Origin of the sequence: Roseovarius sp. B08 (assembly GCF_051417955.1) — a bacterium.
Lineage (GTDB): Bacteria > Pseudomonadota > Alphaproteobacteria > Rhodobacterales > Rhodobacteraceae > Roseovarius.
Genome location: NZ_JBPRLW010000001.1, coordinates 797,720 through 824,442 on the forward strand (window position 1 = coordinate 797,720; position 26,723 = coordinate 824,442).

The window sequence follows — 26,723 nt, forward strand, 5'->3', positions numbered from 1 at the left end:
ACCGACCGGGCGCTCTCCTCAGCCCCGGTCAGCCCTCCCTGCAAAACAGGTCATAGACGACTTCCATGATCTGCCTGGGTCTGTCGTCTGTCAAACTGTAGTAGATGGCCTTGCCCTCCCGCCGCGGTGTGACCAGCCCTTCCAGCCTCAGCCGCGTCAGCTGTTGCGACACCGCTGCCTGACGGGCCGACAGCAGGTCCTCCAGCTCGGTCACCGATTTTTCGCCCGAGGCAAGATGGCACAGGATCATCAGCCGCCCTTCATGGCTGATCGCCTTCAGGAAGTTCGACGCCCGCTGCGCGTTTTTCATCATCTTTTCCATGTCCTCGGCGCACATGTTGGCGTCGAGCACCGGCAGCCGCCGCGTTTCAGGCTCGGATGCGTCGGGGGAATCTTGAGGATCGAGGGTCATGGGTATCGTCAGCCTGTTTTGTCGAGGTCGATGCGCGCCTCTTCCAGCATCTCGCCAAGCAGCCCCCAGAAAAAGTCCTCTCCGGGGTATCCTTCGATCCGGCCCAGTTCGGTTCCGTCCCGGACAAGGATGAAGGTCGGGGTGAAGCGCACGCGCCGGGCGAAATCCACGTCCGGCGTTTCGCTGTATAGATCGTAACGGCGCAGAGGCGCGGCCTGTCCTTCGGGGGTTTTCGGATACGCCGCCGCAACCTCCTCGTTCCATCGGGCACACCAGTAACACCCATCCTCCTCGGCCATGAGCAAATAGGTCTCCGCCAGCAGGGGGCCGGGCAGCCAGGTCAGAATAACGAGCACGAACGCTCTGAGTGCAGCCACGTGAAACTCCGATTGACGGCTTGCTAAAACCCATCATAATCTAATATTTGAATATTTCAAGGAAATGCGACGGGTGAAGGCATGTTTGACGTAACGATTTACGGGGCGTTGATCGCGGGGCTATTGTCGTTCCTGTCGCCTTGCATCCTGCCCATGGTGCCTTTCTACCTCAGCTACCTCGCCGGCGTCGGCATGAACCAGATCACGGCAGAGGCCGCGATTTCCCGCGGCGTCCGGGTGCGCGCCTTTCTCGCGGCGTGTTTCTTCGCTCTCGGGGTAATCACGGTCTTTGTCGGCCTGGGCGCGTCGGCCACGGCCTTCGGCCAGCTGGTGCAGGAGTATTTCGACATCCTGCGCTGGGTTGCGGCGGCGATCATCATCGCGATGGGCCTGCATTTCCTTGGCGTAATCCGCATCGGGATTCTCTATCGCCAGTTCCGGGCGGATGCCGGCGATACCAGCAATGTCGGGCTCGCCGGTGCGTTCGTGATCGGCCTCGCCTTCGCCTTCGGCTGGACGCCCTGCGTCGGGCCGGTTCTGGCGGCGATCCTGTTCACGGCGGCCGGGCAGGACTCCGCGGCGCAAGGCGCTTTGCTGCTCTTCGTCTACGGTCTCGGCATGACGTTGCCGTTCATCGCGGCGGCGCTTTTCATCGGGCCGTTCATGCGGTTCATGGCGCGGTTCCGCCGTCATCTCGGCCTGGTTGAAAAGATCATGGGCGCGCTGCTGATCCTGTTCGGCGTCCTGATCGCGACCAACTCGGTGAACATCATCGCCCAGTGGATGCTTGAAAATGTCCCCTGGTTCAGCACAATCGGATAAATCAAAGGACACAGTCAGATGACCAGAATTTTCGCTATTCTTCTCACCGCACTTGTGGCGCTGCCGGTTTTCGCCGCCGAACTTGGCGATGATGGCCTGCACAAGGCCCCGTGGATGCGCGACACGTTCAAGGACCTTGGCGACGATCTCGAAGAGGCGACCGCCGAGGGCAAGCGCCTGCTCGTCCTGATCGAACAGCGCGGCTGCATCTACTGCACCAAGATGCACGAGGAAGTGTTCGTCGTCCCCGAGATCGAGCAGTTCATCGAGGACAACTATTTTGTCGTGCAGATCAACATGTTCGGCGATGTGGAAGTCACCGATTTCGACGGCGAGGCGATGGCGGAGAAAAAGGCCGTGCGCCGCTGGAACGCCATGTTCACGCCGACGATGATGTTCTTTCCCGAAGAATCCGAGGGCGAATTGCCTGCCGACGAACTGGCGGTTGTCACCATGCCCGGCGCGTTCGAGAAGGGGACCACCCTGAACCTGCTGCGCTGGGTCGTGGAAAAGGGATATGAAACCGACGAGCCGTTCCAGAAATACCTTGCGCGGAAACTCGCGGAGTGACCGCAGGAATTGCTGCATACGCAAAGAAAACCAACTCGGTTTTTCTGCAAAGGCGAACAGATTTAAAAATTCGCTTTCTTGAATTTGTTGTTGCGTGAATCGTTTTTGTGTGTGCAAGTTTACCTTAACTGTCATACGGGAGGGCACATGACACGTCTAACTGCTTTTGTATCCGCAACAGCGCTATTTGCGACCGTTGCGGCTGCGGAAACCATCGCACCCCAGGATGTTGACTACGTCGATGGGGCGGTTGAAACGTCGCTGACCGGCCAGCCCGGCGACCCGCAAGCGGGCGCCGAACTGATGAACAAGGGAGCGGGCAACTGCATCGCATGCCACGCGGTCTCGGACCTGTCGCACCTGCAGTTCCACGGCGAGATCGGCCCGCCGCTCGATGGCGTCGCCGACCGCTGGAGCGAGGCCGAGATCCGCGGTATCGTGGCAAATGCCAAGATCATGTTCGAAGGCACGATGATGCCGGGCTTCTACAAGGTCGACGGCTTCACTCGCCTGGGCGACGCCTACACGGGCGAGCCGCATGAAGGTGAGGTCGATCCGCTGCTGACCGGCCAGCAGATCGAGGACGTCGTCGCCTACCTGATGACGCTCAAGGACGAATAACTCAGATATCTGGAGGACAAGATGGAACTGAATCGCCGAAAGATGCTGGTGCTCGGCACCGCAGGCGCAGCCGTGACGGCCTTCGGCGCGCTGCCGGCCTCCGCGTCGGCCACCGAAGATGCGATCGCGAAATTCACCGGCGGTGCCGATGTGGGCGAGGGCGGTGTCGAACTGACCGCGCCGGAAATCGCCGAGAACGGCAACACCGTCCCGATCGAGGTCAGCGCCCCCGGCGCCGTGGCAATCGCGATCTTCGCCGATGGCAACCCGACGCCGCCCGTCGCGACATTCAAGTTCGGCCCGCTGGCCGCGTCGCAATTCGCGGCGACACGGATTCGCCTTGCCGGCACCCAGGACGTCATCGCCGTCGCCGAGATGGAAGATGGCTCGTTCAAGCAGGCCTCGGCAAACATCAAGGTCACCATCGGCGGCTGCGGCGGCTGAACAGAGGACAAGGAGAACAGAACATGGCCGAAGGTGTAAAACCCCGCGTCAAGGTCCCCAAGACGGCAAGCGCCGGTGACACGATCACCATCAAGACGCTGATCAGCCACCAGATGGAAAGCGGTCAGCGCAAGGACGATGACGGCAACACCATTCCCCGCTCGATCATCAACCGCTTCGTTGTCGACTTCAACGGCGAGAACGTGATCGACGTGAAAATGGAGCCGGCGATCTCGACCAACCCGTTCTTCGAATTCGAGGCCACCGTGCCGGAAACCGGTGACTTCAAGTTCACCTGGTACGACGATGACGGCTCCGTCTACGAAGAGACGCAGACGATCACGGTCGGATAAGGCGCCCGGGCGTCAGGGAGGATAACATGAAAAAAACGACTGTAACGGGTGGGCGTCTGATGCTGGCAGCAGCCGCCAGCGTGTTCGCGCTGGCGGCCCATGCCGGGCCGGACGAGGACGAACTGGTTGTCAATGAAGAGATCGAGATGGTCACCAAGACCGACGCGCCGGCGCATTTGGACGGGCTGGACACGATCTACTCCGGTTGGCGCTTCCGCTCGGACGAAACGCAGGCCGTGCAGACCGACGACTTCGACAACCCGGCAATGCTCTGGGTCGAACAGGCCGCCGAGGTCTGGAAAACCGCGGAAGGGTCCGAGGGCAAGTCCTGTGCCTCGTGCCACAACGACGTCGATAGCATGGCCGGTGTCAGGGCCGTCTACCCAAAGTGGAACGAGGACGCGGGCGAGGTGCGCACGATCGAGATGCAGGTCAACGACTGCCGCGAGAACCGGATGGGTGCAGAGCCCTGGAAATACGCCGGCGGCGACATGACCAACATGTCGGCCCTCCTGGCGTCGGTGTCGCGCGGCATGCCCGTGAACGTCGCCATCGACGGCCCGGCCCAGTCCACCTGGGAAAAGGGCAAGGAGATCTACTATACCCGGTTCGGGCAGCTGGAACTCAGCTGCGCCAACTGTCACGAGGACAACTGGGGCAACATGATCCGCGCCGATCATCTCAGCCAAGGGCAGATCAACGGCTTCCCGACCTACCGTCTGAAGAACACCAAGCTGAACGCCGTGCAGTCCCGCTTCAAGGGCTGCATCCGCGATACCCGGGCGCATACCTTCTCGCCCGGCAGCCCGGAGTTCGTGGCGCTCGAGCTTTACGTCGCCTCGCGCGGCAACGGTCTCAGCGTCGAAGGGCCCTCGGTCCGCAACTAAACTCAATTCAAGGCTCCGTCCGTCGGGCGGGGCCTTTTCACCGCGCACAACATTCAAATATGCGCATATGATTTAAGGGACGACTTACTCATGATTTCGCGCAGGGATTTCCTTCAGGTCGGCATGGCGGCATCAGCGCTCGTCGGGGCTTCGGGCTTTGGCAACTGGGCCAGACTGGCCGCACAACAATCGCTGACCCAGGATCAGCTCTTGCAGTTCGACACGTTCGGCAACGTGTCCCTGATCCACGTCACCGACATCCACGCGCAGCTGAAGCCGATCTATTTCCGCGAACCCTCGGTCAATATCGGCGTGGGCGAGAACAAGGGCGAGGTGCCGCACGTCACCGGCGCCGATTTCCGCCGCCTTTACGGCATCGAGGACGGCAGCCCCAGCCACTATGCGCTCAGCAGCGGCGACTTCACGGCGCTGGCCCGTGAATACCGCCGCGTCGGCGGGCTCGACCGCGTGGCGACCGTCATCAACGCCATTCGCGCCGACCGTCCCGACGCCATCCTGCTCGATGGCGGCGATACGTGGCACGGCTCCTACACCTGCTATCACACCCAGGGCCAGGACATGGTTAACGTGATGAACGCGCTTAAACCGGATGCGATGACCTTCCACTGGGAATTCACGCTGGGGTCCGATCGCGTAACCGAGCTCGTCGAATCCCTGCCGTTCGCCGCGCTGGGGCAGAACATCTTCGACGCCGAGTGGGACGAACCCACCGATCTCTTCCCGCCCTACACGATGTTCGAACGCGGCGGCTCCAAGATCGCGGTGATCGGGCAGGCCTTCCCCTACATGCCCATCGCCAACCCGGGCTGGATGTTCCCCGAATACGCCTTTGGCATCCGGGACGAGAACATGCAGGAAATCGTCGACCAGGTCCGCAGCGAAGGCGCGGAATGCGTCGTCGTGCTCAGCCATAACGGCTTTGACGTGGACAAGAAGATGGCCACCGTGGTCGGCGGCATTGACGTGATCCTGTCGGGTCACACGCACGACGCCCTGCCGGAACCCGTCCTGTCGAACGAGACGCTCATTATCGCCTCGGGCAGCAACGGCAAGTTCGTCAGCCGCGTCGACCTCGATATCCGCGATGGCCGGATGATGGGCTACCGCCACAAGCTGATCCCGGTCTTCTCGGACGTGATCGAACCCGACGCCGAGATGACCGCGCTGATTGAAGAACAGCGCGCACCTTACCAAGAGCAACTGTCCGAGGTCATCGGCCAGACCGACAGCCTGCTTTACCGCCGCGGCAACTTCAACGGCAGCTGGGACGACCTCATTTGCGATGCGCTCCTGTCCGAGCGGGACGCAGAAATCGCGCTCAGCCCCGGCGTCCGCTGGGGCCCGTCCCTGATCCCCGGTCAGGACATCACCCGCGAGGATATCTGGAACGTCACCTCCATGACCTATGGCGAGGCGTATCGCACGGAAATGACAGGCGAATTCCTCAAGGTCGTGCTGGAAGACGTGGCCGACAACATCTTCAACCCCGACCCCTATTACCAGCAGGGCGGCGACATGGTCCGCACCGGCGGCCTTGGCTACACCATCGACGTCTCCGCGCCGCAGGGCGAGCGGATCAGCAACATGACCCTGCTCGAGACCGGCGAGCCGATCGACCCCGCGCGCAACTACGTCGTCGCGGGCTGGGCCTCGGTCAACGAAGGCACCGAAGGGCCACAGATCTGGGACGTGGTCGAAAGCCACATCCGCACACTGGGCACCGTCACGGCGCAGCCCAACGACAGCGTCGAAGTTACCGGCATCTGAGCCGTCAATCAGGGAGCGTTCAGCCATGAATGATCTTTTCAAGTCCCCGTCCCGCCGCGCCTTCCTGCGCGGCAGCGCGGCGGCCGTCGCTGGATCCGTGGCAGGGGCCGCGGCAGCGACCGAACCCGATCCGCTGATCACCGAGGTTCAGGACTGGGCCGCCATCACCGGCGAAGGGGTCGATGAAACCCCTATGGCCTGCCGATCCGGTTCGAGGATGACGTGGTGCGCCGCAACGTGCCATGGCTGACCGCCGATCCGATCAGCTCGATCAACTTCACGCCGATCCATGCGCTTGACGGCACGATCACCCCGCAAGGCTGCGCGTTCGAGCGTCACCATTCCGGCGCCATCGAACTCGCGAAGGAAGACTACCGCCTGATGATCAACGGTCTGGTGGATACGCCGCTGGTCTTCACCTACGTCGATCTGGAACGCTTCCCGCGCGAAAACCACGTCTATTTCTGCGAATGCGCCGCCAATACCGGCATGGAATGGGCGGGCGCGCAGCTCAACGGCGTGCAGTTCACCCACGGCATGATCCACAACATGGAGTATTCCGGCGTCCCCCTGCGCATCCTGCTGAAAGAGGCGGGGCTGGATGCCGCCGACGACCTCAAGGACAAGTGGGTCTATGTCGAAGGCGCCGATGCGTCCTCGAACGGGCGGTCCATTCCGATGGAAAAGGCGCTGGACGACTGCCTCGTCGCCTTCAAGGCCAATGGCGAGGCGCTGCGCAAGGAGCACGGCTACCCCGTCCGCCTCGTGGTGCCCGGCTGGGAAGGCAACATGTGGGTCAAGTGGCTGCGCCGGATCGAGGTGATGGACGGCCCCGTGGAAAGCCGCGAGGAGACGTCGAAATACACAGACGTGCTGGCCGACGGCACGGCCCGCAAGTGGACCTGGGTGATGGATGCCAAATCGGTCATCACCTCGCCCAGCCCGCAAGCGCCGATCGCCCACGGCCCCGGCCCGCTGGTCATTTCCGGCCTCGCCTGGTCCGGCCACGGCAGGATCACCCGTGTCGATGTCTCCCGCGATGGCGGCATGACCTGGGAAACCGCCCGCCTCGGCACACAGGGCGACAGCAAGGCGCTGACCCGCTTCTACCTCGACACCACCTGGGACGGCGAGGAAATGCTGCTTCAGGCCCGCGCGATGGACGAGACGGGTTATGTCCAGCCCACCAAGGCGCAGCTGCGCGAGGTGCGCGGCGAGAATTCGGTCTACCACAACAACTGCATCCAGACCTGGCATGTTAAAACCAGCGGGGAGGCCGAAAATGTCGAAGTTTCTTAGAATATTCGCCCCCGCCGCCGGTGGCGCTGCCGGCGTCCTGACGATGTCCTACATGCTGGCCGACCAGTTCGTGGTCGACATCCCCTCATTCGGCCCCACGCTCGTGTCACAGGCCAACGCCGCCTCGACCGACGCTGCACAAACCGCTTCCACCGCAACACCCGAAGGCGGCTTCGGCCTGGGCCGCGAGGCCCTCCCCGAAGAGATCGCCGCTTGGGACGTCGACGTGCGCCCCGATGGCCAGGGCCTGCCCGAAGGCCGCGGTGACGTGGCCACCGGTGAACAGGTCTTCGCCGAGGTCTGCGCCGTCTGCCACGGTGACTTCGCCGAGGGCGTCGGCAACTGGCCGGTGCTGGCAGGCGGCTTCGACACGCTCGACAACAAGGACCCGGTCAAGACCGTCGGCTCCTACTGGCCGTACCTGTCGACCGCCTGGGACTACGTGCACCGCTCCATGCCATTCGGCAACGCGCAGTCTTTGTCTCCGGATGAGGTCTACGCCATCACCGCTTACATCCTCTATTCCAACTACCTCGTCGAAGACGATTTCGAGCTTAGCCACGAAAACCTTGCCGCGTTCGAGATGCCCAACGCCGACGGCTTCATCGTCGATGACAGGCCGGAAACCGAGTACACGATCTGGCGCACCGAGCCCTGCATGCAAGGCTGCAAGGACAGCGTCGAGATCACCATGCGCGCCTCGGTCCTGGACGTGACCCCGGAGGAGGAGAGCACCGAAGAGGAAACCGCCGCAGACCCTGCTCCCGAAGGGGCCGCGATGGCCGCCGCCGATCCCGCGCGCCCCCAGTCGGCCGCGCCCGGCGCCGTCGAGGACGCCGCCCCCGATCCCGAACTGGTCGCAGCCGGCAAAAAAGTCTTCCGCAAATGCAAGGCCTGCCATATGGTCGGTGAGGGCGCCAGGAACCGCGTCGGCCCCATGCTGAACGGCGTCATGGGCGCGACCATCGGCGGGCACGAGGATTTCGCGTATTCCAGCGTCTTCGAAAAAGCCGCGGCCGAGGGCCGGGTCTGGGACGAAGCCTCCATGGCCGAATTCCTGGCCGCGCCCAAAAGCTATATGAAAGGCACCAAGATGAGTTTCGCCGGTCTCAGGAAGCAAGAGGACATCGACGCCATCATCGCCTATCTGTCAAGCTTCGGGGACTGACCCCATGACGGTCGGACCGCGCGCACTGCCCTTCGCGCTGGCGGCAGGCGTTCTGACCTGCGTCGTCACCGCCGCACTGGCGGAAGAGGCCGACCCGGAGGCCGGCAAAAAGGTTTTCGACTCGTGCTCCGACTGCCACGAGGTGGGCAAGGGGGCCGAGCATGGCATCGGTCCGCACCTCAATGGCCTTTTCGGGCGTCGGGCGGCCACGCAAGAGGGCTTTGCCTATTCCGAAAGCTTCAAGCGCGCCGGCGCGGGCGGCCTGGAATGGCACGCCGACACCCTCGACGTCTATCTCCAGAAACCCTCCGCGCTCGTCTCAGGCACAAGGATGAGCTTTGACGGGCTCAAGGACCCGCAACAGCGCCTGGACCTGATCGCCTACCTGCGGGGCTTTTCGGACAATCCCCGCGACATCCCCGAGGCGGACCCGACGAGCCAGGGCACGGATCACGACCTCGACCCAGAGATTCTGGCGCTGAAGGGAGACCCCGAGTATGGTGAATATCTCAGCGGCGAATGCGTGGCCTGCCACCAGACAGGTGGCGCAAACGATGGTATTCCGTCTATCGTGCAATGGCCGGAGGAAGATTTCGTGGTTGCAATGCACGCCTACAAGAACAAGCAGCGCAACCATCCGGTGATGCAAATGGTCGCCGGACGCCTGAGCGACGAGGAGATCGCCGCGCTGGCCGCCTATTTTGGCCAACTGACCAAAGAATAAAAAGAAATTTACCCTAGGGAGGACCAAACATGACACTCGACAGACGGACGTTCCTCGGAACAACGGCAGCCATGGCGACAACACTTGCGGCACCCATGGTTCTGGCGCAGGACGCGGGCAAGCCGCGTGTCGTCGTGATCGGCGGCGGGGCCGGCGGCGCCACCGCGGCACGCTACATCGCCAAGGACAGCGACGGCGCCATCGACGTGACGCTCGTGGAGCCGACACGCACCTATTTCACCTGCTTCTTCTCCAACCTCTACCTCGGCGGTTTCAAGGAGATCAGCGACATCGGCCACACCTACGGCAACCTCGCCGCGGCCGGTATAAACGTCCTTCACGACTGGGCCGTGGACGTCGACCGGGACGCCAAGACCGTGACGCTCGCCAGCGGGACCACTCTGCCCTATGACAAGCTGATCCTCAGCCCGGGCATCGACTTTGTCGATGGCGCCGTCGAAGGCTGGAGCGTCGAGGCCCAGAACGCCATGCCCCATGCCTATAAGGCCGGCTCTCAGTCGGAACTGCTGCGCGCCCAGCTGGAGGCCATGCCCGAGGGCGGCACCTTTGCCATGGTCGCCCCCCCGAACCCTTATCGCTGCCCCCCGGGCCCCTACGAGCGGGTCTCGATGGTCGCGCATTTCATGAAGGAAAATAACCCGACCGCGAAGATCATCGTGGCCGACCCCAAGCCGAAATTCTCCAAGATGGCCCTGTTCCAGGAAGGCTGGAACAAGCATTACCCGGGCGTGATCGACTGGATCGGCGAGGAATTCGGCGGCGGCAACGTCTCGGTCGACCCGGCGAACATGACCATCACCATCGACGGAGAGGAAACCCAGGTCGATGTCTGCAACGTCATCCCCGCGCAAAAGGCGGGCCGTATCGCGGAAATGGCGGGCGTGACCGATGGCAACTGGGCACCGGTGAACCCTGCCGACATGTCCGCCCGGGCCGACGCCGATGTCTACGTGCTGGGCGACGCCGCCGAACAGGGCGACATGCCCAAATCGGGCTTTTCTGCCAACAGCCAGGCCAAGGTCTGCGCCAACGCCGTGCGCGGTGCGCTGACCGGATCCAAGGTGTTCCCGGCGAAATACTCGAACACCTGCTGGTCGCTCATCGCCACCGATGACGGCGTCAAGGTCGGCGCCACCTACGAGCCCACGGACGAAAAGATCGCCTCGGTCGACAGCTTCATCAGTGAAACCGGCGAGGATTCCGCCCTGCGCAAGGCGACCTACGAAGAATCCGAAGGCTGGTACACCGGCATGACGACCGACATGTTCGGCTGCTAGCCCGCGCAATTGCCCCGGCTTTGATCTCGCTCAAAGACCGGGGCATCGCCCGCGTGCGATCTACACACGACATCTGAAAGGACCCACCATGAAACCCGTGATTCTGACGGCGGCCCTGGCCTTTGCCACAACGGCCCATGCCGAAGCCCCGATCACCACGCCCTTTGAAGGCTCGTTCGACGACGCGGCCTTCGCCGTGGAAACCGCGATCGTGGGGCAGGGGCTCGTGGTCGACTATGTTAGCCACGTGGGCGAAATGCTCAACCGCACGGGCGAGGACGTGGGCAGCGACGTGATGCTGTTCAAGGAGGCGGACATCTTCATCTTCTGCTCGGCCGTCCTGTCGCGCGAGGTGATGGAGGCCGACCCGATGAACATCGCGCACTGCCCCTACGGCATCTTCGTGGCCGAGGATGCCGAAGGCGCCGTGACGATAGGCTACCGCGACTACCCCGATGGTCCGATGGAAAAGGTCGAGGCGCTCCTGGCCGAGATCGTGCAAGAGGCGACAGAGAACTGATGAACTACCAGGAATTTTTCCGCTCCGAACTCGATGGGTTGCGGGCCGAAGGCAACTACCGCGAATTCGCCGAGCTCGAGCGGCGGCGCGGGCAGTTTCCGCAGGCGAATTGCTATAACGGCCCCGAGAGCGTGACGGTCTGGTGTTCGAACGACTACCTCGGCATGGGCCAGCACCCGGTCGTGCTCGACGCCATGCACGATGCCCTCGATACCACCGGCGCCGGGGCAGGGGGCACGCGCAACATTTCCGGCACCACCCACGCCCATGTGCAGCTCGAGGCCGAACTGGCCGACCTGCACGGCAAGGACAGCGCGCTGCTGTTCACCTCCGGCTACGTCTCGAACTGGGCGGCGCTGGGTACGTTGGCGTCGCGCATTCCGGGGCTGGTGGTCTTGTCCGACGCGCTCAACCACGCCTCCATGATCGAAGGCATCCGTCACAGTCGCGCCCAGAAAGTGATCTGGAAACACAACGACCTCGCCGATCTCGAGGCCAAGCTGGCGGCCCTTCCCGCCAACGCGCCCAAGATGATCGCCTTCGAGAGCGTCTATTCGATGGACGGCGACATCGCTCCCATCAAGGAGATCTGCGATCTCGCCGACAAATACGGCGCCATGACCTATCTCGACGAGGTGCACGCCGTCGGCCTGTACGGTCCGCGCGGCGGCGGAATCGCCGAGCGCGAGGGGCTGATGGATCGCCTGACCGTGATCGAGGGCACGCTGGGCAAGGCCTTCGGCGTGATGGGCGGCTATATCGCCGCCTCGACCGAGCTGTGCGACTTTGTCCGCTCCTTCGCCTCGGGCTTCATCTTCACCACGGCCTTGCCGCCCTGCGTTGCGGCCGGTGCCGCCGCGGCCGTGCGCCACCTCAAGCACAGCAGCGAGGAACGCAACCAGCAACAGGCCCGCGTGGCCGAGGTGCGCGCCCGGCTCGACGACATCGGCCTGCCGCATATCGAGAACCCCAGCCACATCATCCCGGTGATGGTGGGCGACCCGGTCAAGTGCAAATACATCTCGGACGTGCTGATGCGCGATCACGGGATCTACATCCAGCCGATCAACTATCCGACCGTGCCCAAGGGCACCGAACGGTTGCGCATTACCCCGTCGCCGGTTCACTCCGCCGAGGATGTGGATCGGCTGATCGGCGCCCTCGAAAATCTCTGGGCACAGTGCCAGCTTGCCCGCCTTCCCATCGCGGCGCAGTAATCGGAAAAATATTCCGCCAACGCAGAAAATAGGAAAATTCGTTTCGCCGGTCCGCTTCCTGACGGTACCGCGTCGCAACGCTGTCCGCGTTGCGGAACGTTGTTTCAAATCTGCCCTGCAACGCGGAACAATACTCTCACCTTGGGGTTTTGACTCGCGCGGAAACGCACCAGATAAGGACGGATTACCTGAATCAGGACGTGACCGATGCTGCTTGACTCCCTGCCGTTCGACCTGCCCGCGCAAACCCTGCATCTTCTGCTGGGCGCGCTTCTGGGCCTCGTTTTCGGCGTTGCCGCCCAGATTTCGCGCTTCTGCCTGCGGCGTGCCGTGGCAGGCGATGACGGCATGGACCACTCTGCCCTCTCGATCTGGCTGGTCGCGCTTGCCGTGGCGATTGGCGGGGCGGCCGTGGCCGGTGGCATGGGCCTCGTCGAGCTTGGCGACCACCGTTACCTCTCCAGCAGCGTGCCGGTCGCCGCGATTGCGCTGGGCGGGCTGGCCTTCGGCATCGGCATGGTGCTGACGCGAGGCTGCATGTCGCGCCTTACGGTTCTGGCCGGTACGGGCAACCTGCGGGCGGTCAGCGTCATCGCGCTCTTTGCCATCGTCGCGCACGCAACGCTCAAGGGTGTTCTGGCACCGGTCCGCACGTCGCTCGGCGCGGTCCAGTATGATTTCGGCATCGGCAGCCTTGCCGGCATTCCCGGCATGGCGCCGGCGATTGCACTGGCGCTTCTCGCTTTCGCCGTGTGGCTTGCGCACCGCTCCCGGCGCGCGCGTGCTGCATCTTGCCATGGGCGCGGTGATCGGTCTCGTCGTCGTCGCGGGATGGGCCGGAACCTCCGTTCTTCTGCTCGATGAATTCGATCCGCTGCCGGCACAGTCGATGGCCTTCACCCTGCCCTGGACCGACACGCTCTTTTACGCCATCGCCTCCACCGCCGTGCCCGCGGGGTTCGGCGTCGGTGTGATCGGCGGGGTCATCGTCGGCAGCTTCCTCAGCGCCGCCTCGCGCGGCGAGCTTGCCCTGCAAAGCTTTTCGTCCCCCGTGCAGACGCTGCGCTACAGCGCCGGCGCGGTACTCATGGGCTTCGGCGGTGTGCTGGCCGGGGGCTGCACCATCGGCGCGGGCCTCAGCGGCGGGGCGAACCTCAGCATCGCCGCCCTGCTGGCGCTTGGCTTCATCGTGCTGGGCGCGGTCGCGGCGCGCGCTGTCCTCTCGCCGCGCGGGGCCGCCGTTCCCGCCGAGTAAAGCCGGTCCCGACGCCGCCGGGGTGCCTCACACGTCCATTTCGACGAACCGATACCCGGATTCGGTCGCCTCGGCCCGGCCGACGCCGCCTTCCGGCAGGTGAAACCCTATCAGGGTCATGTCATCGGCAACCAGCCGATCCAGCAGGGCCTTGCGGGTCGCCACCGCCTGCTCCGGGTTCTGGTCCGATCCGCTGGGCCATTCGGGCCGGGCGAAGGCCACGTGATGATTGACGATCGCATCGCCAACGACCATCGCCGCCTCAGACCCGCGGCGCAGCTCGAAACTCATGTGGCCGGGCGTGTGGCCGGGCGTCGAAACGGCGGCGATACCCGGCAGCACCTCCTCGCCATCATCGAAAAGCTCGACCAGATCCTCGATCGCCTCCATCCGGTTCTTCGCGCCCACGGCGAACGCGGCGCGCGCCTTGCCTATCGTGTTCACGGTTTCGGGGTCCCACCAGTAATCCCACTCCGCGCGGCCCATCATGTGCACCGCCTGCGGGAAAAGAAGGTCTCCGAAATCATCCAGGACCCCCCAGATGTGATCGGGATGCGCATGGGTGAATACCACGTGCGTGATGTCCTCGGGCGCAAGTCCGGCGGCATCGAGGCTGGCCGGCAACTCGCCCGCGCTCGGCATGAAGTTCGGCCCTGCGCCGGCATCGAACAACACGGTATTGGTACCATCGCGGTAAAGCGTCAGGTTGCATTCGGGGCGCAGTTCGTCGCGGCTCTGGCCGGTGGCCTCGAGGATCGGCAGCAGCTTGTCCTGCGGCATCGGCTCGAAGACGAAGTCGCCCGGCAGCACCAGGTTGCCGTCGCTGACGGTCGTGACCGTCGCATCGCCCAGCGACATCTCCGCAAGGCTCCAGCGCGGCAAGGCTGCGGCAAGCGGCAGGGCCGCAGCGGTCGCCATCAGGCGGCGTCGGGTCAATCGCATGGTATCCCTCCCGAAAATTCTCTTATAAGAATATGTGAGAATGTTTCGAGCCGCGCAAGCGTCGTCCCTTACGCCGCCGGTTTCCATTTGATCGAGCACCCGACCGAGGCGACCTGATCGCGCGGTCCCTCGCCGGTTTCCGCCACCTGCTTCATCGCGTCAAAAAGTTCGCGCGGCGCGTCCTTGGGCGCGGGTTTCATGCGCGATGCGTCCAGCCGCCCGCGATATTGCAGCCCGCCGTCCGCGTCGAAGCCAAAGAAATCCGGCGTGCAGGCGGCGTGATAGGCCCGTGCCACCGACTGATCCTCGTCATGCAGATAGGGAAACGGCAGGCCGGCCTTCTCGGCCAACTTGATCATGTTCTCGAAACTGTCGTCAGGATAGGTCTTGGCGTCGTTGGAGCAGATTGCCGCGACCCCGATGCCAAGGTCCTGCAAGTCCTTCGCGTCGCGCACGATCCTGTCCAGCACCGCCAGAACGTAGGGACAGTGATTGCAGATGAACATGATCAGAGTGCCGCGCGGACCCGCAATCTCGTCCCAGGTGTAGGTCCGTCCGTCGGTGGCCGGCAGCCGGAAATCCGGGGCGGGCCAATTGAAATCACACACCGGTGGTTCGTTTGCAGCCATGATCTTCCTCCGTCGCGATTACCGGGGGACAGTCTTGCCGACCAAGGGCAGCTTGGCAACGGGTGTCTGCCCGCGACAGATCTAGCGAAACGCGAAGGGCGGGTCCGGGTCCAGGACACCCTCGGCATCCCAACGGTCCGCCAGGGTCAGCCCGCGTGCCGCCAGCATGTCCAGGATGCGCTTGTCGATCGTGTCGATCAAACGCCCGAACTCCATCTCGTCGCGTACAAGCTTGGCGACATCCTGCGCGATCAGCGTCCGCTGCTGCGCCAGAAGTTCGCCGATCCAGTGCCGGGAGGTTTCCGCCAGCACCTTGACCGACGCCATCATCAGTTCGCGCAGCTTGTCGATATTCAACTCGCCCTTGTCGAGACAATCCAGCGACCCCTGCTTGATCGACTCGATCGCCACGTCGGTGCGCATCCGGTTCGACATCATCACCACCGCGGCGGCAAAGTTCGTCGGGTGGCTCTGCACCATTTTCTGCGCCGTCAGACCATCGCTGTCCGGCAGCATATAGTCGATCAGGACGACATCGAAACTGCCGGCGTCAAGGGCCGCGCCGAATTCGCCGATCGTTGCGGCGCTGACCGCGCTCACGGGCATTCCGGTGGCGTCCAGCGTGCGCGCCAGCCTCTTTTGATCGAACGGATCGTCGTCGAGGATAAGCACGTCAAAGCAGTCGCCGCGCCGACCGCCGTTCAGGCAGGTTGCGGGAAGCGCCTGAGCGACCATCGGTTCCTTGGGGATGGGGGAAATAGACGCCATGTCATAACCTTTCTCACGAAAACACCCGGAAATCGTAAGCTGATGCTAGAGGCGCGAGCCTTACCAATATGTTACCGGCGCTGCTTCCGTTGCCGCGGATTTTAAACGATTGTTCCGCTTGCCCGGCAGCGGTGTTCACTGGTTGGAAACCCGCCTCTGCGAGGCTTGCGGTTGCGCGAACAACCAAGGAAAGAGAGGAGATACGTGTCACGTCCGTTCACCTCGAACAGCCAGGGCCCGGTGCAGGAGGCCGAGGAATTCCTCTATATCATGACGCATGACCTCAAGGCATTCGCCCGGGCCATGCGTACCATCCCCGACTGGATCGGGGAGGATCTCGCGGCGCAGAGGATTGTCCTGTCTGCCGACGCCGCGGACAACCTCGCCATGCTGCGCGACTACGCGCATCGGCTGGACGATACGCTCACTGCCCTGACAGAGCTGTCCCGTGTGGCGCGCCTGGCCGACCCGCCCGCCGCGCACGACCTTGAGGCGCTGGTGACCGGCGCGTGCACCCGCCTGCCGGCCACCCCCAGGCTGACCTGTGATACCGAATGCGGCGGTCTGCACGTGAAGGGGCCGCTGAACGATCTGAACAGACTTTTCGATGCAATTCTCGGCAACGCCGCCGCGCATCACGATCGTGACTTCGGCAACCTGCGGATCGTGGCCCGCACGTGGCACGATCGCGTGCAGGTCACCGTCTCCGACGATGGTCCCGGCATTGCTCCGGCTCACTGGACCGCCGTGTTCAAACCGCTCGCGACCCTGCGGCCCAAAAGCGAGACGGGCCATTCCGGCGTCGGCCTCGCCATCGCGCGCAAGGTCGTGCGCAGCCTGGGGGGCGAGATCGCGATCATCCCAACGGAAGCGCCGCGCGGCCTGAGCGTGCGGTTCGACCTGCCCGGGGCGGATGGCGGCGCCTGACCCTTCCGCCCGTTATCCTTTATCTGGTCAAGCGGGGGACAGGCTTGCTATCTATCTGCCATGTTGTCGCTTCTTCGCGCCCGGTGGGTTGTCATCGCCCTGTTCCTGCTTGCGGTCACCGCGGCTGCGGCGACCGTCTGGCGATACGGCTACGGTCAGGGTCTGACCCAGCTGTCCAAACAGGGCCGCGCCGATCTGGCGCTTGCGGCCGACCGTTTTACCGGAGAGATGCGCCGTTTCCGCGAACTGGCCGTGCTCATGTCGGACCACCCCGACCTCGCGGCGCTGACAACGGACACCCCCGATACTCCCGCGGCCACGCAATTGTTGCAGGAGGCCGTCGACAAAAGCGGCGCCGCGGCGCTGATCTTCGCCGATGCCACGGGCACGGTGCTGGCAGAGGCCGGCGAGGTCACGCTCGACCCCTCGGGCAGCAGCTATTTCGGCCGCGCCATGCACGGCGCGCTGGGCTCCTTCTTCGGCAGGCTCGGGCCCGACGGGCGCCGCGTCTATGCCTATGCCGCGCCATCCTTCGCGGAAAACGGCACAATCCGAGGCAGCCTCATCGCCGTCGTCGACATCGATGAAATCGAGTGGGGCTGGATCGGCGGCCAGCCCGTCGTGTTCTTTACCGACCACGAGGGCCGCGTCTTTCTTTCAAATCGTGCGGAAATTCTGGGCTGGCGCCTCCGGTCGGGCGCGGCCGGGCTGGCCGCACCCGACGCCGATGCACCTGCGCCCGACACGACGCGCGGCGATCGGGATATCTGGACGCTCGATCATGGCAGCTACCTGCCCGAGCAGGCCTTGCACCTTGCCAGCCCCAAGCCGGTGATCGGAATGACCGGACATGCCCTGATGGACGCCGCGCCCGTGTCCCGCATGGCCGGCCTGCAAGCGGCCTTCTTCGCGGCAACCTGTCTTGCCTTCGGTGCTGTGCTGCTGCTTCTGGCCGAGCGTCGCCGCGCGCTCGCCATCTCCAACGCCCAGCTCGAGGCGCGCGTGGCCGACCGCACGGCGGAACTGTCGCAGACCAATGTCGCCCTGCGCCGCGAGGTGGCCGAGCGGATGGAGGCCGAGGCGGCCCTGACCCGCGCCCAGGAGGATCTGGTCCAGGCCGGCAAGCTTGGCGCGTTGGGCCAGATGTCGGCGGGCATCAGCCACGAGCTCAACCAGCCCCTGATGGCGATCCAGCAATTCGCGGATAACGGCGCGTCGTTTCTCGACGCCGGGCAGGCGCGGCCCGCGCGGGACAACTTCAGCCGAATTTCCGACCTTGCCGGACGCGCCGCGCGGATCATCCGGAACCTGCGCGCCTTTGCCCGGAACGAGGCCGAACCTGCGGGCAAGGTCGATCTGGGAAGCGTGATCGACACCGCGGTCGAGCTGACCGAACAGCGCCTCGATCACGAAGGCGTCGCGCTGTCGTGGCACCGGCCGGAGTTTCCCGTCCATGTCCGCGCCGGCGAGGTGCGGCTGGGTCAGGTCTTTGTCAACCTGATCAACAACGCGATCGACGCCATGGCCGGACAATCGGACAAACATATCGAGGTCTTGCTCGTGCCCGGCATTCGCCCCACCGTGACGGTACGCGACACCGGGCCGGGCATCTCCGACCCCGCCAAGATATTCGAGCCGTTCTACACCACCAAGGAAGTCGGCGGCGAGGATGGCCTGGGTCTCGGTCTTTCCATCTCCTACGGCCTGGTCGAAAGCTTCGGCGGCCGCATCAGCGGCAGCAACGCGGCGGATGGCGGCGCGATCTTTCGCATCGAACTGGATCCCTGGCAGGACGAGGTCGCGGCATGAAAACCGATATACTCATCGTGGATGACGATGCGGCCGTCCGCGAGGCGCTGGCCCAGACGCTGGAGCTCAACCGCCTTTCTCCGCGCGTCGCCGGCTCGTTCATCGAGGCCAAGGATCACATCACCCCCGACTTTCCCGGCGTCATCCTGTCGGACATCCGGATGCCGGGCCGCGATGGCTTCTATCTTCTGGATTACACCCGCAAGACCGACGCCGAACTGCCGGTCATCCTGCTGACCGGCGAGGGCGATATTCCCATGGCGGTCCGCGCGATGGGACAGGGCGCGTTCGATTTTCTCGAAAAGCCCTGCGCGCCCGATGCCCTGCTGACCGTGCTGACCCGCGCCCTGCAGACCCGGTCGCTGGTGCTGGAAAACCGGCGCCTGAAGCGCCAGCTCGAGACGGGCGATGCGGCGGCGCGCATGCTTTTCGGCACCTCCGAACTGGCCGACAACCTGCGCGAACGCGTGCGCCGCGTGGCGGCCATGGGGGCCGACGTGCTGGTCACCGGCCCTCCCGGCGCGGGGATCTCCAAGGTGGCGGAGGTGGTGCACCTGATGACGCCCGCGGGCCGCGGGCCTTACGTCAAACAGCCAGCGGCGGCGCTCGATGTCGCCGCCCTCGACGATGCTCTGGCCTCGGCCCGCGGTGGCAGCCTTTTCATCGAAGAGATCACCGGGCTGCCCCCGCACGCGCAGCACGCCCTGCTGGACCGGCTGGAGGAAGGCGCGGAGGCCCGCCTCATCGCAGGCACCACGACGGATCTAGCCGTGGCCGCCGAGGAGGGGCGCTTTTACCCCGAGCTTTACTACCGGCTGGACGTGGCACCGGTGCGCATCCCGGCCCTGTCCGAGCGACCCGAGGACATTCCCGTTCTTTTCCGGCACTACGTGGCCCAGGCGGCCGAGCAGTCTGGCATCGCCGCGCCGGATATCGCGCCCGATCACCTCGCCCGCCTGATGGCCCAGGACTGGCCCGGCAACGCCCGCTCGCTGATGAGTGCCGCCATGCGCTTTGTCCTCGGGATGCCGGATGAGGTCACCCGCGCCGCCGATCTTGGCCTGTCCGAGCAGATGGCCCAGGTCGAGCGCTCGCTTCTGATCGCCGCGCTCGGTCGCCAGAACGGCCGCGCATCCGAGGCCGCGAAGGCGCTGAAGCTGCCGCGCAAGACGTTCTATGACAAGCTTGCCCGCTACGGCATCAAGCCCGAGGACTATCGGCGCGGCGACGGCTGAGCGTTGCCACCGCAATCACCTGATCACCGCGCTGGCCGGGCGAGATGATCGGCACGTCGCAGACCCGGTTTGTGCGGAAATCCGCACAGGTTACGCAAAGCGCGTGCGGGATTCCGCACAGACGTTTGGCAGAGTTTCTCGGCGCAGGTGATTCGAGTCATTCAAGCGTCGGAAAACATTAATGATATCCTGATTCGCCACATCGGCCGTAGATTCAGCTTGAGGCATTCCAACCAATCGCCATTCTGGCCTCGCAATACCGTATGGTATCCAAACCTGTCTCTAATTTGGGAGGAGAGAGCATGAAATTTCTGTCTGCCGCAACCGCGGCACTCGCACTGACCGTGTCTGCCGGCGCCGTGAGCGCGGCCTGCGACGATGGCGAAATCGTCGTAAAGTTCAGCCACGTCACCAACACCGACCGGCACCCCAAGGGCATCGCCGCCTCGCTGCTCCAAGAGCGCGTCAACGAGGAAATGGACGGCACGATGTGCATGGAGGTGTTCCCCAACTCCACGCTCTACAACGATGACCAGGTGCTCGAGGCGATGCTTCAGGGCGATGTCCAGCTGGCCGCGCCGTCGCTGTCGAAGTTCGAGAACTTCACCAAGGTGTTCCGCATCTTCGACCTGCCTTTCATGTTCAAGAACATCGACGCCGTCGACAGCTTCCAGGCCTCCGACGCGGGCCAGGACATGCTCGATTCCATGCAGCGCCGAGGCCTGCAGGGTCTGGCCTTCTGGCACAACGGCATGAAACAGTTCTCGGCCAACGTGCCGCTGATCGAGCCGTCGGATGCCGAGGGCCTGAAGTTCCGCGTGCAGACCTCCGACGTTCTGGTCGCACAGATGGAAGCCCTGGGTGCCTCGCCGCAGCCGATGGCCTTCTCCGAAGTCTACGGTGCGCTGCAAACCGGCGTTGTCGACGGTCAGGAAAACACTTGGTCCAACATCTACGGTCAGAAGTTCTTCGAGGTGCAGGACGGCATCACCGAGACCAACCACGGCATCATCGATTACCTGCTGGTCACCTCCAGCGACTGGCTGGACTCGCTTGAGCCCGATGTGCGCGATCAGTTCATGACCATCGTCAGCGAAGTGACGCAGACCCGGAACGCCGAAAGCTACAGCGTGAACCAGGAAAACCGCCAGGCGATCATCGACGCCGGCGGCGAGGTGCGCGAGCTGAGCGCCGAACAGCGTCAGGCCTGGGTCGACGCGATGCGCCCGGTCTGGGACCAGTTCGTCGAGGATGTGGGCCAGGACAACATCGACGCGGCCCAGTCTCACAACAGCGGCAGCTGACGCAGGGCCAAGCGGGCGCGCGCCTGCGGCTTCTCTGAGGCCCGACCGCGCCCGCTGCGCCGGATACCGGCGGCACCCCGCGTGCCGCCGGACCCTGCACCGCCTTACCCCACATGATCCGGAGGGAAACGCCATGAGCGTGAGCGGATACACACCATCGGGCCCGGTCGGACGCTTCGTTCACCGCGCCGAGGAAATCTTCATCGCTCTGATCCTGGGCGCGATGACCCTGATCACCTTCGCCAACGTCGTGTTGCGCTACGGCTTCGCCGAAAGCCTGCTCTGGGGGCAGGAAGTGGTGGAAATCCTCTTTGCCTGGCTGGTTCTCTTCGGCATTTCCTACGGGTTCAAGGTCACCGCACACCTGGGCGTGGACGCCATCGTCAACATGGTTAGCGGCGGTCTCAAGCGCGGTATGGCGATCATCGCCTGCGTCGTCTGCGTCGCCTATGCCTTTCTTCTGCTCAAGGGCGCCTACGATTTCTGGGCGCCATTCTCGAACCTCGATCCCACATCGGGCCGCTGGTTCCCCACCGGTTTCGAGGAAGCGCGCGACCAGGGATATGCCGTGGTGCGCCCGGTGCCGATCCCCTTCGGCAAGGAATTTCTTGAAAATACCTTCAACTGGTACATGGACGGCGACACCCGCGTGGTCGAGGAATACGACTACCTGCCGCGTGTGATCCCCTACCTGATCCTGCCCATTGGCGCGGCGCTGCTTCTCTTTCGTGTGGTTCAGGCCACCTTGGGCGTCCTTCGCGGCACGCGCCAGCGGATCATCACCAGTCACGAGGCCGAGGACGCGGTGGAAACCGCCGCCGACAAGCTTGCCCGTGGCGAAAACGTGAACAGGGGCTGAGACCATGGAAGTCGCATTTCTCTTCATCATGATCATCGGCCTGCTGCTGATCGGCGTGCCGATCGCGGTCTCGCTCGGGTTCTCCTCGATCGTGTTCCAGCTGATGTTCTCGAACACCTCCATCGGCGCCGTGGCCAAGTCGCTCTATGACGCGATGGCCGAACACTACACACTTCTGGCCATCCCGTTCTTCATCCTCGCCTCCAGCTTCATGTCCACGGGCGGCGTGGCGAAACGGATCATCCGTTTCTCCATCGCCTGCGTGGGCCACCTCAAGGGCGGTCTCGCCATCGCGGGGGTTCTGGCCTGCATGATTTTCGCCGCGCTCTCGGGCTCGTCGCCCGCCACCGTGGTCGCCATCGGCACCATCGTGATCGCCGCCATGCGGCAGGTCGGCTATACCAAGGACTTCGCCGCCGGGGTGATCTGCAACGCCGGCACGCTCGGCATCCTCATTCCGCCCTCCATCGTGATGGTCGTCTATGCCTCGGCCACCGACGTCTCCGTGGGCCGCATGTTCCTCGCCGGCGTCATCCCCGGCCTGCTGGCCGGCACGATGCTGATGATCACGATCTACGTCATGGCCCGCATCCGCAACATGCCGGCCGGCGAGTGGAAAGGCTGGGTCGAGATCTGGGACAGCTTCCGCGACGCCTTCTGGGGCCTCCTGCTGATCGGGATCATCATGGGCGGCATCTATGGCCACCCATGGGTCAACCTCACTGGCGAAGGCAGCCTGATCTACTGGCAGCCCGGTGCCTTCACCCCGACCGAGGCCGCCGCCGTCGCCGCCGTCTATGCCTTCCTGGTGGCCTGCTTCATCTACCGCGACATGGGCCCCCTCGCGGCACCGTCCGAAGAAGAAACATACACCGGCGCCATGGGCGAACGCAGTGTCAACGCCGCCGAGGCTCCGCGCCCCGCGACACTGCTGCAAAAGCCCTGGGCGCTGGTAACGGCCTTCTGGCACCGCGACACGGTGAACACCGTCTTCGAGGGCGCGAAGCTGACGATCACGCTGATGTTCATCATCGCCAACGCGCTTCTCCTCAAGCATGTGCTGACCGACGAACAGATCCCCCAGGCCATCGCCGAAAGCATGCTGGCCGCGGGCCTCGGCCCGGTGATGTTCCTGGTGATGGTCAACGTGATCCTGCTCATCGGCGGCCAGTTCATGGAGCCGTCGGGCCTGCTGGTCATCGTGGCCCCGCTGGTGTTCCCCATCGCCATCGAGCTTGGCATCGATCCCATTCACCTCGGGATCATCATGGTGGTGAACATGGAAATCGGGATGATCACGCCGCCCGTGGGCCTGAACCTCTTCGTCACCTCGGGCGTGGCGGGAATGCCCATGATGAACGTGGTGCGCGCGGCCCTGCCGTTTCTGGCCGTGCTTTTCGTGTTCCTCATCATGGTGACCTACATTCCCTGGATCTCGACCTTCCTGCCCAACACCTTCATGGGCCCCGAGATCATCACCAACTGACGAAGCCGGCGCGCGGTCCGAACTCCGCGCGCCAGAAAATCCTCCGAATTTTCAGGTGCCCGCTGCCGCGCTCAGCGCCCCTTCCACACCGGGTCGCGCTTTTCGGCAAAGGCCTTGGCCCCTTCCAGCTGATCCTCGGAATCGTAAAGCACATCGACACTCTCGAACTGCCGCCGCGTGATCCGGTTCATCGCGTCCTGGAACGTCATCGCCTCGGCCTCGCGCACGATCTCCTTGATCGCCGCATAGACCAGCGGCGGCCCGCCGGCCAAGAGGTCGGCCATCTCCCGCGCCTTGGTCATCAGCTGATCGCCGGGATGGATCTGGTTGATCAGACCCCACCGCGCGGCCTCCTCGGCGTCGATCCAGCGCCCGGTCAGAAGCATTTCCATCGCGATGTGATAGGGGATGCGCTTGGGCAGCTTCACGCTGGCCGCGTCAGCGACCGTGCCCGAGCGGATCTCGGGCAGGGCGAACTGCGCGTGATCGGCGGCCAGGATGATGTCCGCGCTCAGCGCCCATTCCAGACCACCGCCGCAACAGATGCCGTTCACCGCCGCGATGATCGGTTTGTTCATCGCGCGCATCTCCTGCAAGCCCCCGAACCCGCCGACCCCGTAATCGTCATCCACGGCATCACCCTCGGCGGCCGACTTGAGATCCCAGCCAGGGCAGAAGAACTTCTCGCCCGCCCCGGTGATCAGCGCCACGCGCAACTCCGGATCGTCGCGGAACTCCTTGAACACGTCGCCCATGATCCGGCTGGTCGCCAGGTCGATCGCATTGGCCTTGGGCCTGTCCAGGGTCACCTCCAGAACATGGCCGCGTCTTTCTGTCCTTACCGGATTATCCGTCATCTTGTTCTCCTTGCCGTATCAAGGCATCCGCCACGACCGCGCGCGTCTGCGTGCAGATCAGCGGATTGACCTCGATTTCCTCCAACGTTTCACGATGCGCCGCAACATGGTCCTGCAGACCCATCGCCGCCCGAATGACCGCTGCCTCGTCCACGCCGGGCTGGCCCCGATACCCTTGCAGGACCGGCGCGATCTTCAACCCTGCCAGCGCCTCGGCGATCTCGGTCTCCGAGACCGGCAACAAGATCGAGACCGTGTCCCGCAGTATCTCCGTCAGCGTGCCCCCGGCCCCCAATGTCATCACGAACCCATGTGCCGGGTCCCGTACCACGCCCAGCAACAGTTCGGCCACGCCACCACCGATCATCTCTTCCACGAGGTAGTCCTTGCAGGCCATCCGTCGCGCCGCCGCCTCGACCTCACAGGCACTCTTCAGGCCAAGCGCGACAAGCCCCGCCTCGGTCTTGTGGGCCGCGCCTGTGCCTTTCAGCACCACGGGAAACCCAACCTCCCCGGCCGCCGCCACGGCGTCGTCCACCGTATCGGCGGAACACGAGCGCGGCACGTCCAGCCCGGCCTCGGCCAATTGCCGCTTGGCCTCGACCTCATCCAGAACCACGGTGGCCCCGACCGGCGTCACCTGCAAGGCCGGCGGCGGCGGCGGGCCGGCGTTCCTGACGAATCCCGCGGCTTCCAGCGCGGTCAGGAAATCGTCGAGCCCCTGCATCGGGATCATGCCCCCGGCCACGGCCCGCACCGCCATGTCCTCGGGCAGCAGTTCCGGCAGGGTCGACACCAGCACAAGCGGTTTTCCGGTTTCCGCCACTGCCGCCGCACCGGCCGCGAACACGCAGTCCCATGCGGCCGGGTTGCAACGATCCGTGCGCGGGAAGTCGATGATCACGCAGGTCAGATCGGCCGCGCCGCGCTGCATCGTGGCAAAGACCTGCGCCATGCGTTCCGCATCGTTCCAGATAAAGGTGTGGTAATCCAATGGGTTGGCCAGCGCCACCATGGCTCCCAGAATCTCGCGCAAACGGGTGACTTGCGCAGCCGTCAGATCCGGGAACTGCACACCTCTTTCCTCTGCACTGTCGGCCATCAGGCTGGCCTCGCCGCCCGAGCAGGAGAGGGAGGCAAGCGACGTGCCCGGCAACGGACCGGCGAAATGCAAGAGCTTCGCCGTCTCCAGAAGGGCCGGCAGGCTGTCGACCTGCGCGATCCCCAGGCGTTTCAGCAGCGCCCGCGCCCCGGCATCGCTGCCTGCCAGCGACGCTGTGTGCGACACCGCCGCCGCCCGCGCCCGTGCCGATTTCCCGGCCTTTAATACCACGATCGGCTTGCCCAGCTGTCGTGCTGTCCGCGCCAATGCCTCGAACGCCGCCACGTCACCCACGCCTTCGACATGAAGCGCCAGAACGGTAACCCGGTCGTCGTTGAGCAGCGCCATCCCAAGCTCGGCCAGTCCGGTCTGCGCCTGGTTGCCTGCGGTGGTCACATAGGCCAGCGGCAGGCCGCGCGACTGCATTGAGATGTTGATGGCCATGTTGGAACTTTGGGTGAGCACGGCCACGCCGGTCTCGACACGCGCGCCGCCATGCTGATCCGGCCAGAGCAGGGCGCCGTCGAGGTAGTTGATGAAGCCATAGCAGTTCGGCCCGAGGATCGGCATGGCGCCTGCCGCCTCCAGCAAGGCAGCCTGAAGGTCGGCCCCGTCGCCGGTTTCGGCCTGCGCCTCGCTGAAGCCACTTGCAAAACAGACCGCCCCGCCTGCACCCATCGCACGCAACTGCCGCACGACGTCCACCGTGGCGTGCCGGTTCACCCCGATGAAAACCGCATCTGGCGGTTCGGGCAGATCTTCCAGCCGCGCCCGGGCAGGCTGTCCCGCGATCTCGGCCCTGGTCGGATGGACCGGCCAGACCGGCCCGGCAAAGCCCATCTTGAGGCATTGTTCCACCACGCTCTTGCACCACGCACCGCCGCCAATGACGGCAATCGACCTGGGCTGGAAAAGGCGGCTCAGGTGGCGCATGGGGCTGGTCGCTGTGTCAAAGAGTTTCTTGCCTCCGGCGGGGATATTTTTCGCCAGAGGAAGTTACGGACTATTAACCGAGGTTTGCCACACTGCATGTGCGGTACAGGCGGGGAC

Annotated in this window: 25 protein-coding genes and 2 pseudogenes; 20 read left to right on the forward strand and 7 right to left on the reverse strand. The window is 64.4% G+C overall.

All coding sequences use genetic code 11. The features are described 5' to 3' along the window. Positions 1–28: 28 nt before the first annotated feature. Entirely contained in the window at positions 29–412 is a 384-nt protein-coding gene (locus ACSQ76_RS04005) for an ArsR/SmtB family transcription factor (RefSeq protein ID WP_437155554.1), read from the reverse strand. A gap of 8 nt (positions 413–420) precedes the next feature. Continuing rightward, the gene (locus ACSQ76_RS04010; RefSeq protein ID WP_437155555.1) at positions 421–789 is read right to left on the reverse strand and encodes a hypothetical protein; all 369 of its coding nucleotides are present in this window, start codon (positions 787–789) and stop codon (positions 421–423) included. Between the two features lie 81 nt (positions 790–870). Between ACSQ76_RS04010 and ACSQ76_RS04015 the strand changes: the two genes are divergently transcribed. The 14 genes and pseudogenes from ACSQ76_RS04015 to ACSQ76_RS04080 all read left to right on the forward strand — a co-directional run bounded on the left by ACSQ76_RS04015 (position 871) and on the right by ACSQ76_RS04080 (position 13,755). Next, positions 871–1,611 (forward strand): cytochrome c biogenesis CcdA family protein, encoded by a 741-nt coding sequence (locus ACSQ76_RS04015; protein WP_306130503.1) that lies wholly within the window; start codon positions 871–873, stop codon positions 1,609–1,611. An 18-nt stretch (positions 1,612–1,629) separates the two neighbouring features. Continuing rightward, a complete protein-coding gene (locus ACSQ76_RS04020) occupies positions 1,630–2,181 on the forward strand; it encodes a thioredoxin family protein (RefSeq protein ID WP_437155556.1) in 552 nt (183 codons plus the stop codon). A 147-nt stretch (positions 2,182–2,328) separates the two neighbouring features. Next, the gene (gene soxX / locus ACSQ76_RS04025; RefSeq protein ID WP_437155557.1) at positions 2,329–2,802 is read left to right on the forward strand and encodes a sulfur oxidation c-type cytochrome SoxX; all 474 of its coding nucleotides are present in this window, start codon (positions 2,329–2,331) and stop codon (positions 2,800–2,802) included. Positions 2,803–2,823: 21 nt separating this feature from the next. Continuing rightward, the gene (soxY, locus tag ACSQ76_RS04030) at positions 2,824–3,246 is read left to right on the forward strand and encodes a thiosulfate oxidation carrier protein SoxY (RefSeq protein ID WP_437155558.1); all 423 of its coding nucleotides are present in this window, start codon (positions 2,824–2,826) and stop codon (positions 3,244–3,246) included. Positions 3,247–3,269: 23 nt separating this feature from the next. Next, a complete protein-coding gene (gene soxZ, locus ACSQ76_RS04035) occupies positions 3,270–3,599 on the forward strand; it encodes a thiosulfate oxidation carrier complex protein SoxZ (RefSeq protein WP_306130499.1) in 330 nt (109 codons plus the stop codon). A 59-nt stretch (positions 3,600–3,658) separates the two neighbouring features. Continuing rightward, positions 3,659–4,486 carry a sulfur oxidation c-type cytochrome SoxA gene (gene soxA, locus ACSQ76_RS04040; protein WP_437158158.1) on the forward strand — a complete coding sequence of 276 codons (828 nt, stop codon included), beginning with the start codon at positions 3,659–3,661 and terminating at the stop codon, positions 4,484–4,486. A 90-nt stretch (positions 4,487–4,576) separates the two neighbouring features. Then, the gene (gene soxB, locus ACSQ76_RS04045) at positions 4,577–6,274 is read left to right on the forward strand and encodes a thiosulfohydrolase SoxB (RefSeq protein WP_437155559.1); all 1,698 of its coding nucleotides are present in this window, start codon (positions 4,577–4,579) and stop codon (positions 6,272–6,274) included. A 25-nt stretch (positions 6,275–6,299) separates the two neighbouring features. Further along, a pseudogene (gene soxC, locus ACSQ76_RS04050) lies at positions 6,300–7,573 on the forward strand (sulfite dehydrogenase). Next, a complete protein-coding gene (locus ACSQ76_RS04055) occupies positions 7,557–8,741 on the forward strand; it encodes a c-type cytochrome (protein WP_437155560.1) in 1,185 nt (394 codons plus the stop codon). Before soxC ends, ACSQ76_RS04055 begins: the two are co-directional and overlap by 17 nt. Positions 8,742–8,745: 4 nt before the next feature. Next, positions 8,746–9,465, forward strand: coding sequence for a c-type cytochrome (locus tag ACSQ76_RS04060; RefSeq protein WP_437155561.1), 720 nt, complete (start codon positions 8,746–8,748; stop codon positions 9,463–9,465). Positions 9,466–9,494: 29 nt separating this feature from the next. After that, complete coding sequence (locus ACSQ76_RS04065; RefSeq protein WP_437155562.1) at positions 9,495–10,763, forward strand: FCSD flavin-binding domain-containing protein; 1,269 nt, start codon at positions 9,495–9,497, stop codon at positions 10,761–10,763. A gap of 88 nt (positions 10,764–10,851) precedes the next feature. Next, positions 10,852–11,283, forward strand: a complete 432-nt coding sequence (locus ACSQ76_RS04070; protein WP_437155563.1) for a DUF302 domain-containing protein — start codon at positions 10,852–10,854, stop codon at positions 11,281–11,283. Further along, positions 11,283–12,500: a 5-aminolevulinate synthase gene (gene hemA / locus ACSQ76_RS04075; RefSeq protein WP_437155564.1), complete on the forward strand. Its 1,218-nt coding sequence runs from the start codon at positions 11,283–11,285 to the stop codon at positions 12,498–12,500. The genes ACSQ76_RS04070 and hemA overlap by 1 nt, the downstream gene beginning before the upstream one ends. 348 nt (positions 12,501–12,848) lie before the next feature. Next, positions 12,849–13,755, forward strand: a pseudogene (locus tag ACSQ76_RS04080) (YeeE/YedE family protein). A 27-nt stretch (positions 13,756–13,782) separates the two neighbouring features. Here ACSQ76_RS04080 and ACSQ76_RS04085 read toward each other — a convergent pair. From ACSQ76_RS04085 to ACSQ76_RS04095, 3 genes are all read right to left on the reverse strand, one after another. Further along, positions 13,783–14,697 carry an MBL fold metallo-hydrolase gene (locus ACSQ76_RS04085; protein ID WP_437155565.1) on the reverse strand — a complete coding sequence of 305 codons (915 nt, stop codon included), beginning with the start codon at positions 14,695–14,697 and terminating at the stop codon, positions 13,783–13,785. A 68-nt stretch (positions 14,698–14,765) separates the two neighbouring features. Then, the gene (locus tag ACSQ76_RS04090; RefSeq protein ID WP_306130489.1) at positions 14,766–15,326 is read right to left on the reverse strand and encodes a thioredoxin family protein; all 561 of its coding nucleotides are present in this window, start codon (positions 15,324–15,326) and stop codon (positions 14,766–14,768) included. An 81-nt stretch (positions 15,327–15,407) separates the two neighbouring features. Then, a complete protein-coding gene (locus tag ACSQ76_RS04095) occupies positions 15,408–16,094 on the reverse strand; it encodes a response regulator (protein WP_437155566.1) in 687 nt (228 codons plus the stop codon). 204 nt (positions 16,095–16,298) lie between these two features. Here ACSQ76_RS04095 and ACSQ76_RS04100 point away from each other — a divergent pair, with 204 nt between their 5' ends. From ACSQ76_RS04100 to ACSQ76_RS04125, 6 genes are all read left to right on the forward strand, one after another. Continuing rightward, on the forward strand, positions 16,299–17,021 hold the full coding sequence (locus ACSQ76_RS04100; protein ID WP_437155567.1) for a sensor histidine kinase: 723 nt from the start codon (positions 16,299–16,301) through the stop codon (positions 17,019–17,021). A 60-nt stretch (positions 17,022–17,081) separates the two neighbouring features. Beyond that, positions 17,082–18,830: a sensor histidine kinase gene (locus tag ACSQ76_RS04105; RefSeq protein ID WP_437155568.1), complete on the forward strand. Its 1,749-nt coding sequence runs from the start codon at positions 17,082–17,084 to the stop codon at positions 18,828–18,830. After that, complete coding sequence (locus tag ACSQ76_RS04110) at positions 18,827–20,065, forward strand: sigma-54-dependent transcriptional regulator (protein WP_437155569.1); 1,239 nt, start codon at positions 18,827–18,829, stop codon at positions 20,063–20,065. The genes ACSQ76_RS04105 and ACSQ76_RS04110 overlap by 4 nt, the downstream gene beginning before the upstream one ends. Positions 20,066–20,367: 302 nt before the next feature. Then, positions 20,368–21,369 carry a DctP family TRAP transporter solute-binding subunit gene (locus tag ACSQ76_RS04115; RefSeq protein ID WP_437155570.1) on the forward strand — a complete coding sequence of 334 codons (1,002 nt, stop codon included), beginning with the start codon at positions 20,368–20,370 and terminating at the stop codon, positions 21,367–21,369. A gap of 133 nt (positions 21,370–21,502) precedes the next feature. Further along, positions 21,503–22,228: a TRAP transporter small permease gene (locus ACSQ76_RS04120; protein ID WP_306130483.1), complete on the forward strand. Its 726-nt coding sequence runs from the start codon at positions 21,503–21,505 to the stop codon at positions 22,226–22,228. A gap of 4 nt (positions 22,229–22,232) precedes the next feature. Next, the gene (locus ACSQ76_RS04125; RefSeq protein ID WP_306130482.1) at positions 22,233–23,714 is read left to right on the forward strand and encodes a TRAP transporter large permease; all 1,482 of its coding nucleotides are present in this window, start codon (positions 22,233–22,235) and stop codon (positions 23,712–23,714) included. A 71-nt stretch (positions 23,715–23,785) separates the two neighbouring features. On the opposite strand, the gene ACSQ76_RS04130 is transcribed toward ACSQ76_RS04125, so the two are convergent. Together ACSQ76_RS04130 and ACSQ76_RS04135 are read right to left on the reverse strand one after the other, a co-directional pair. Further along, positions 23,786–24,571: a carnitinyl-CoA dehydratase gene (locus tag ACSQ76_RS04130; RefSeq protein WP_437155571.1), complete on the reverse strand. Its 786-nt coding sequence runs from the start codon at positions 24,569–24,571 to the stop codon at positions 23,786–23,788. Continuing rightward, positions 24,561–26,606, reverse strand: coding sequence for an acetate--CoA ligase family protein (locus tag ACSQ76_RS04135; RefSeq protein ID WP_437155572.1), 2,046 nt, complete (start codon positions 26,604–26,606; stop codon positions 24,561–24,563). The genes ACSQ76_RS04130 and ACSQ76_RS04135 overlap by 11 nt, the downstream gene beginning before the upstream one ends. Between the last annotated feature and the right edge of the window lie 117 nt (positions 26,607–26,723).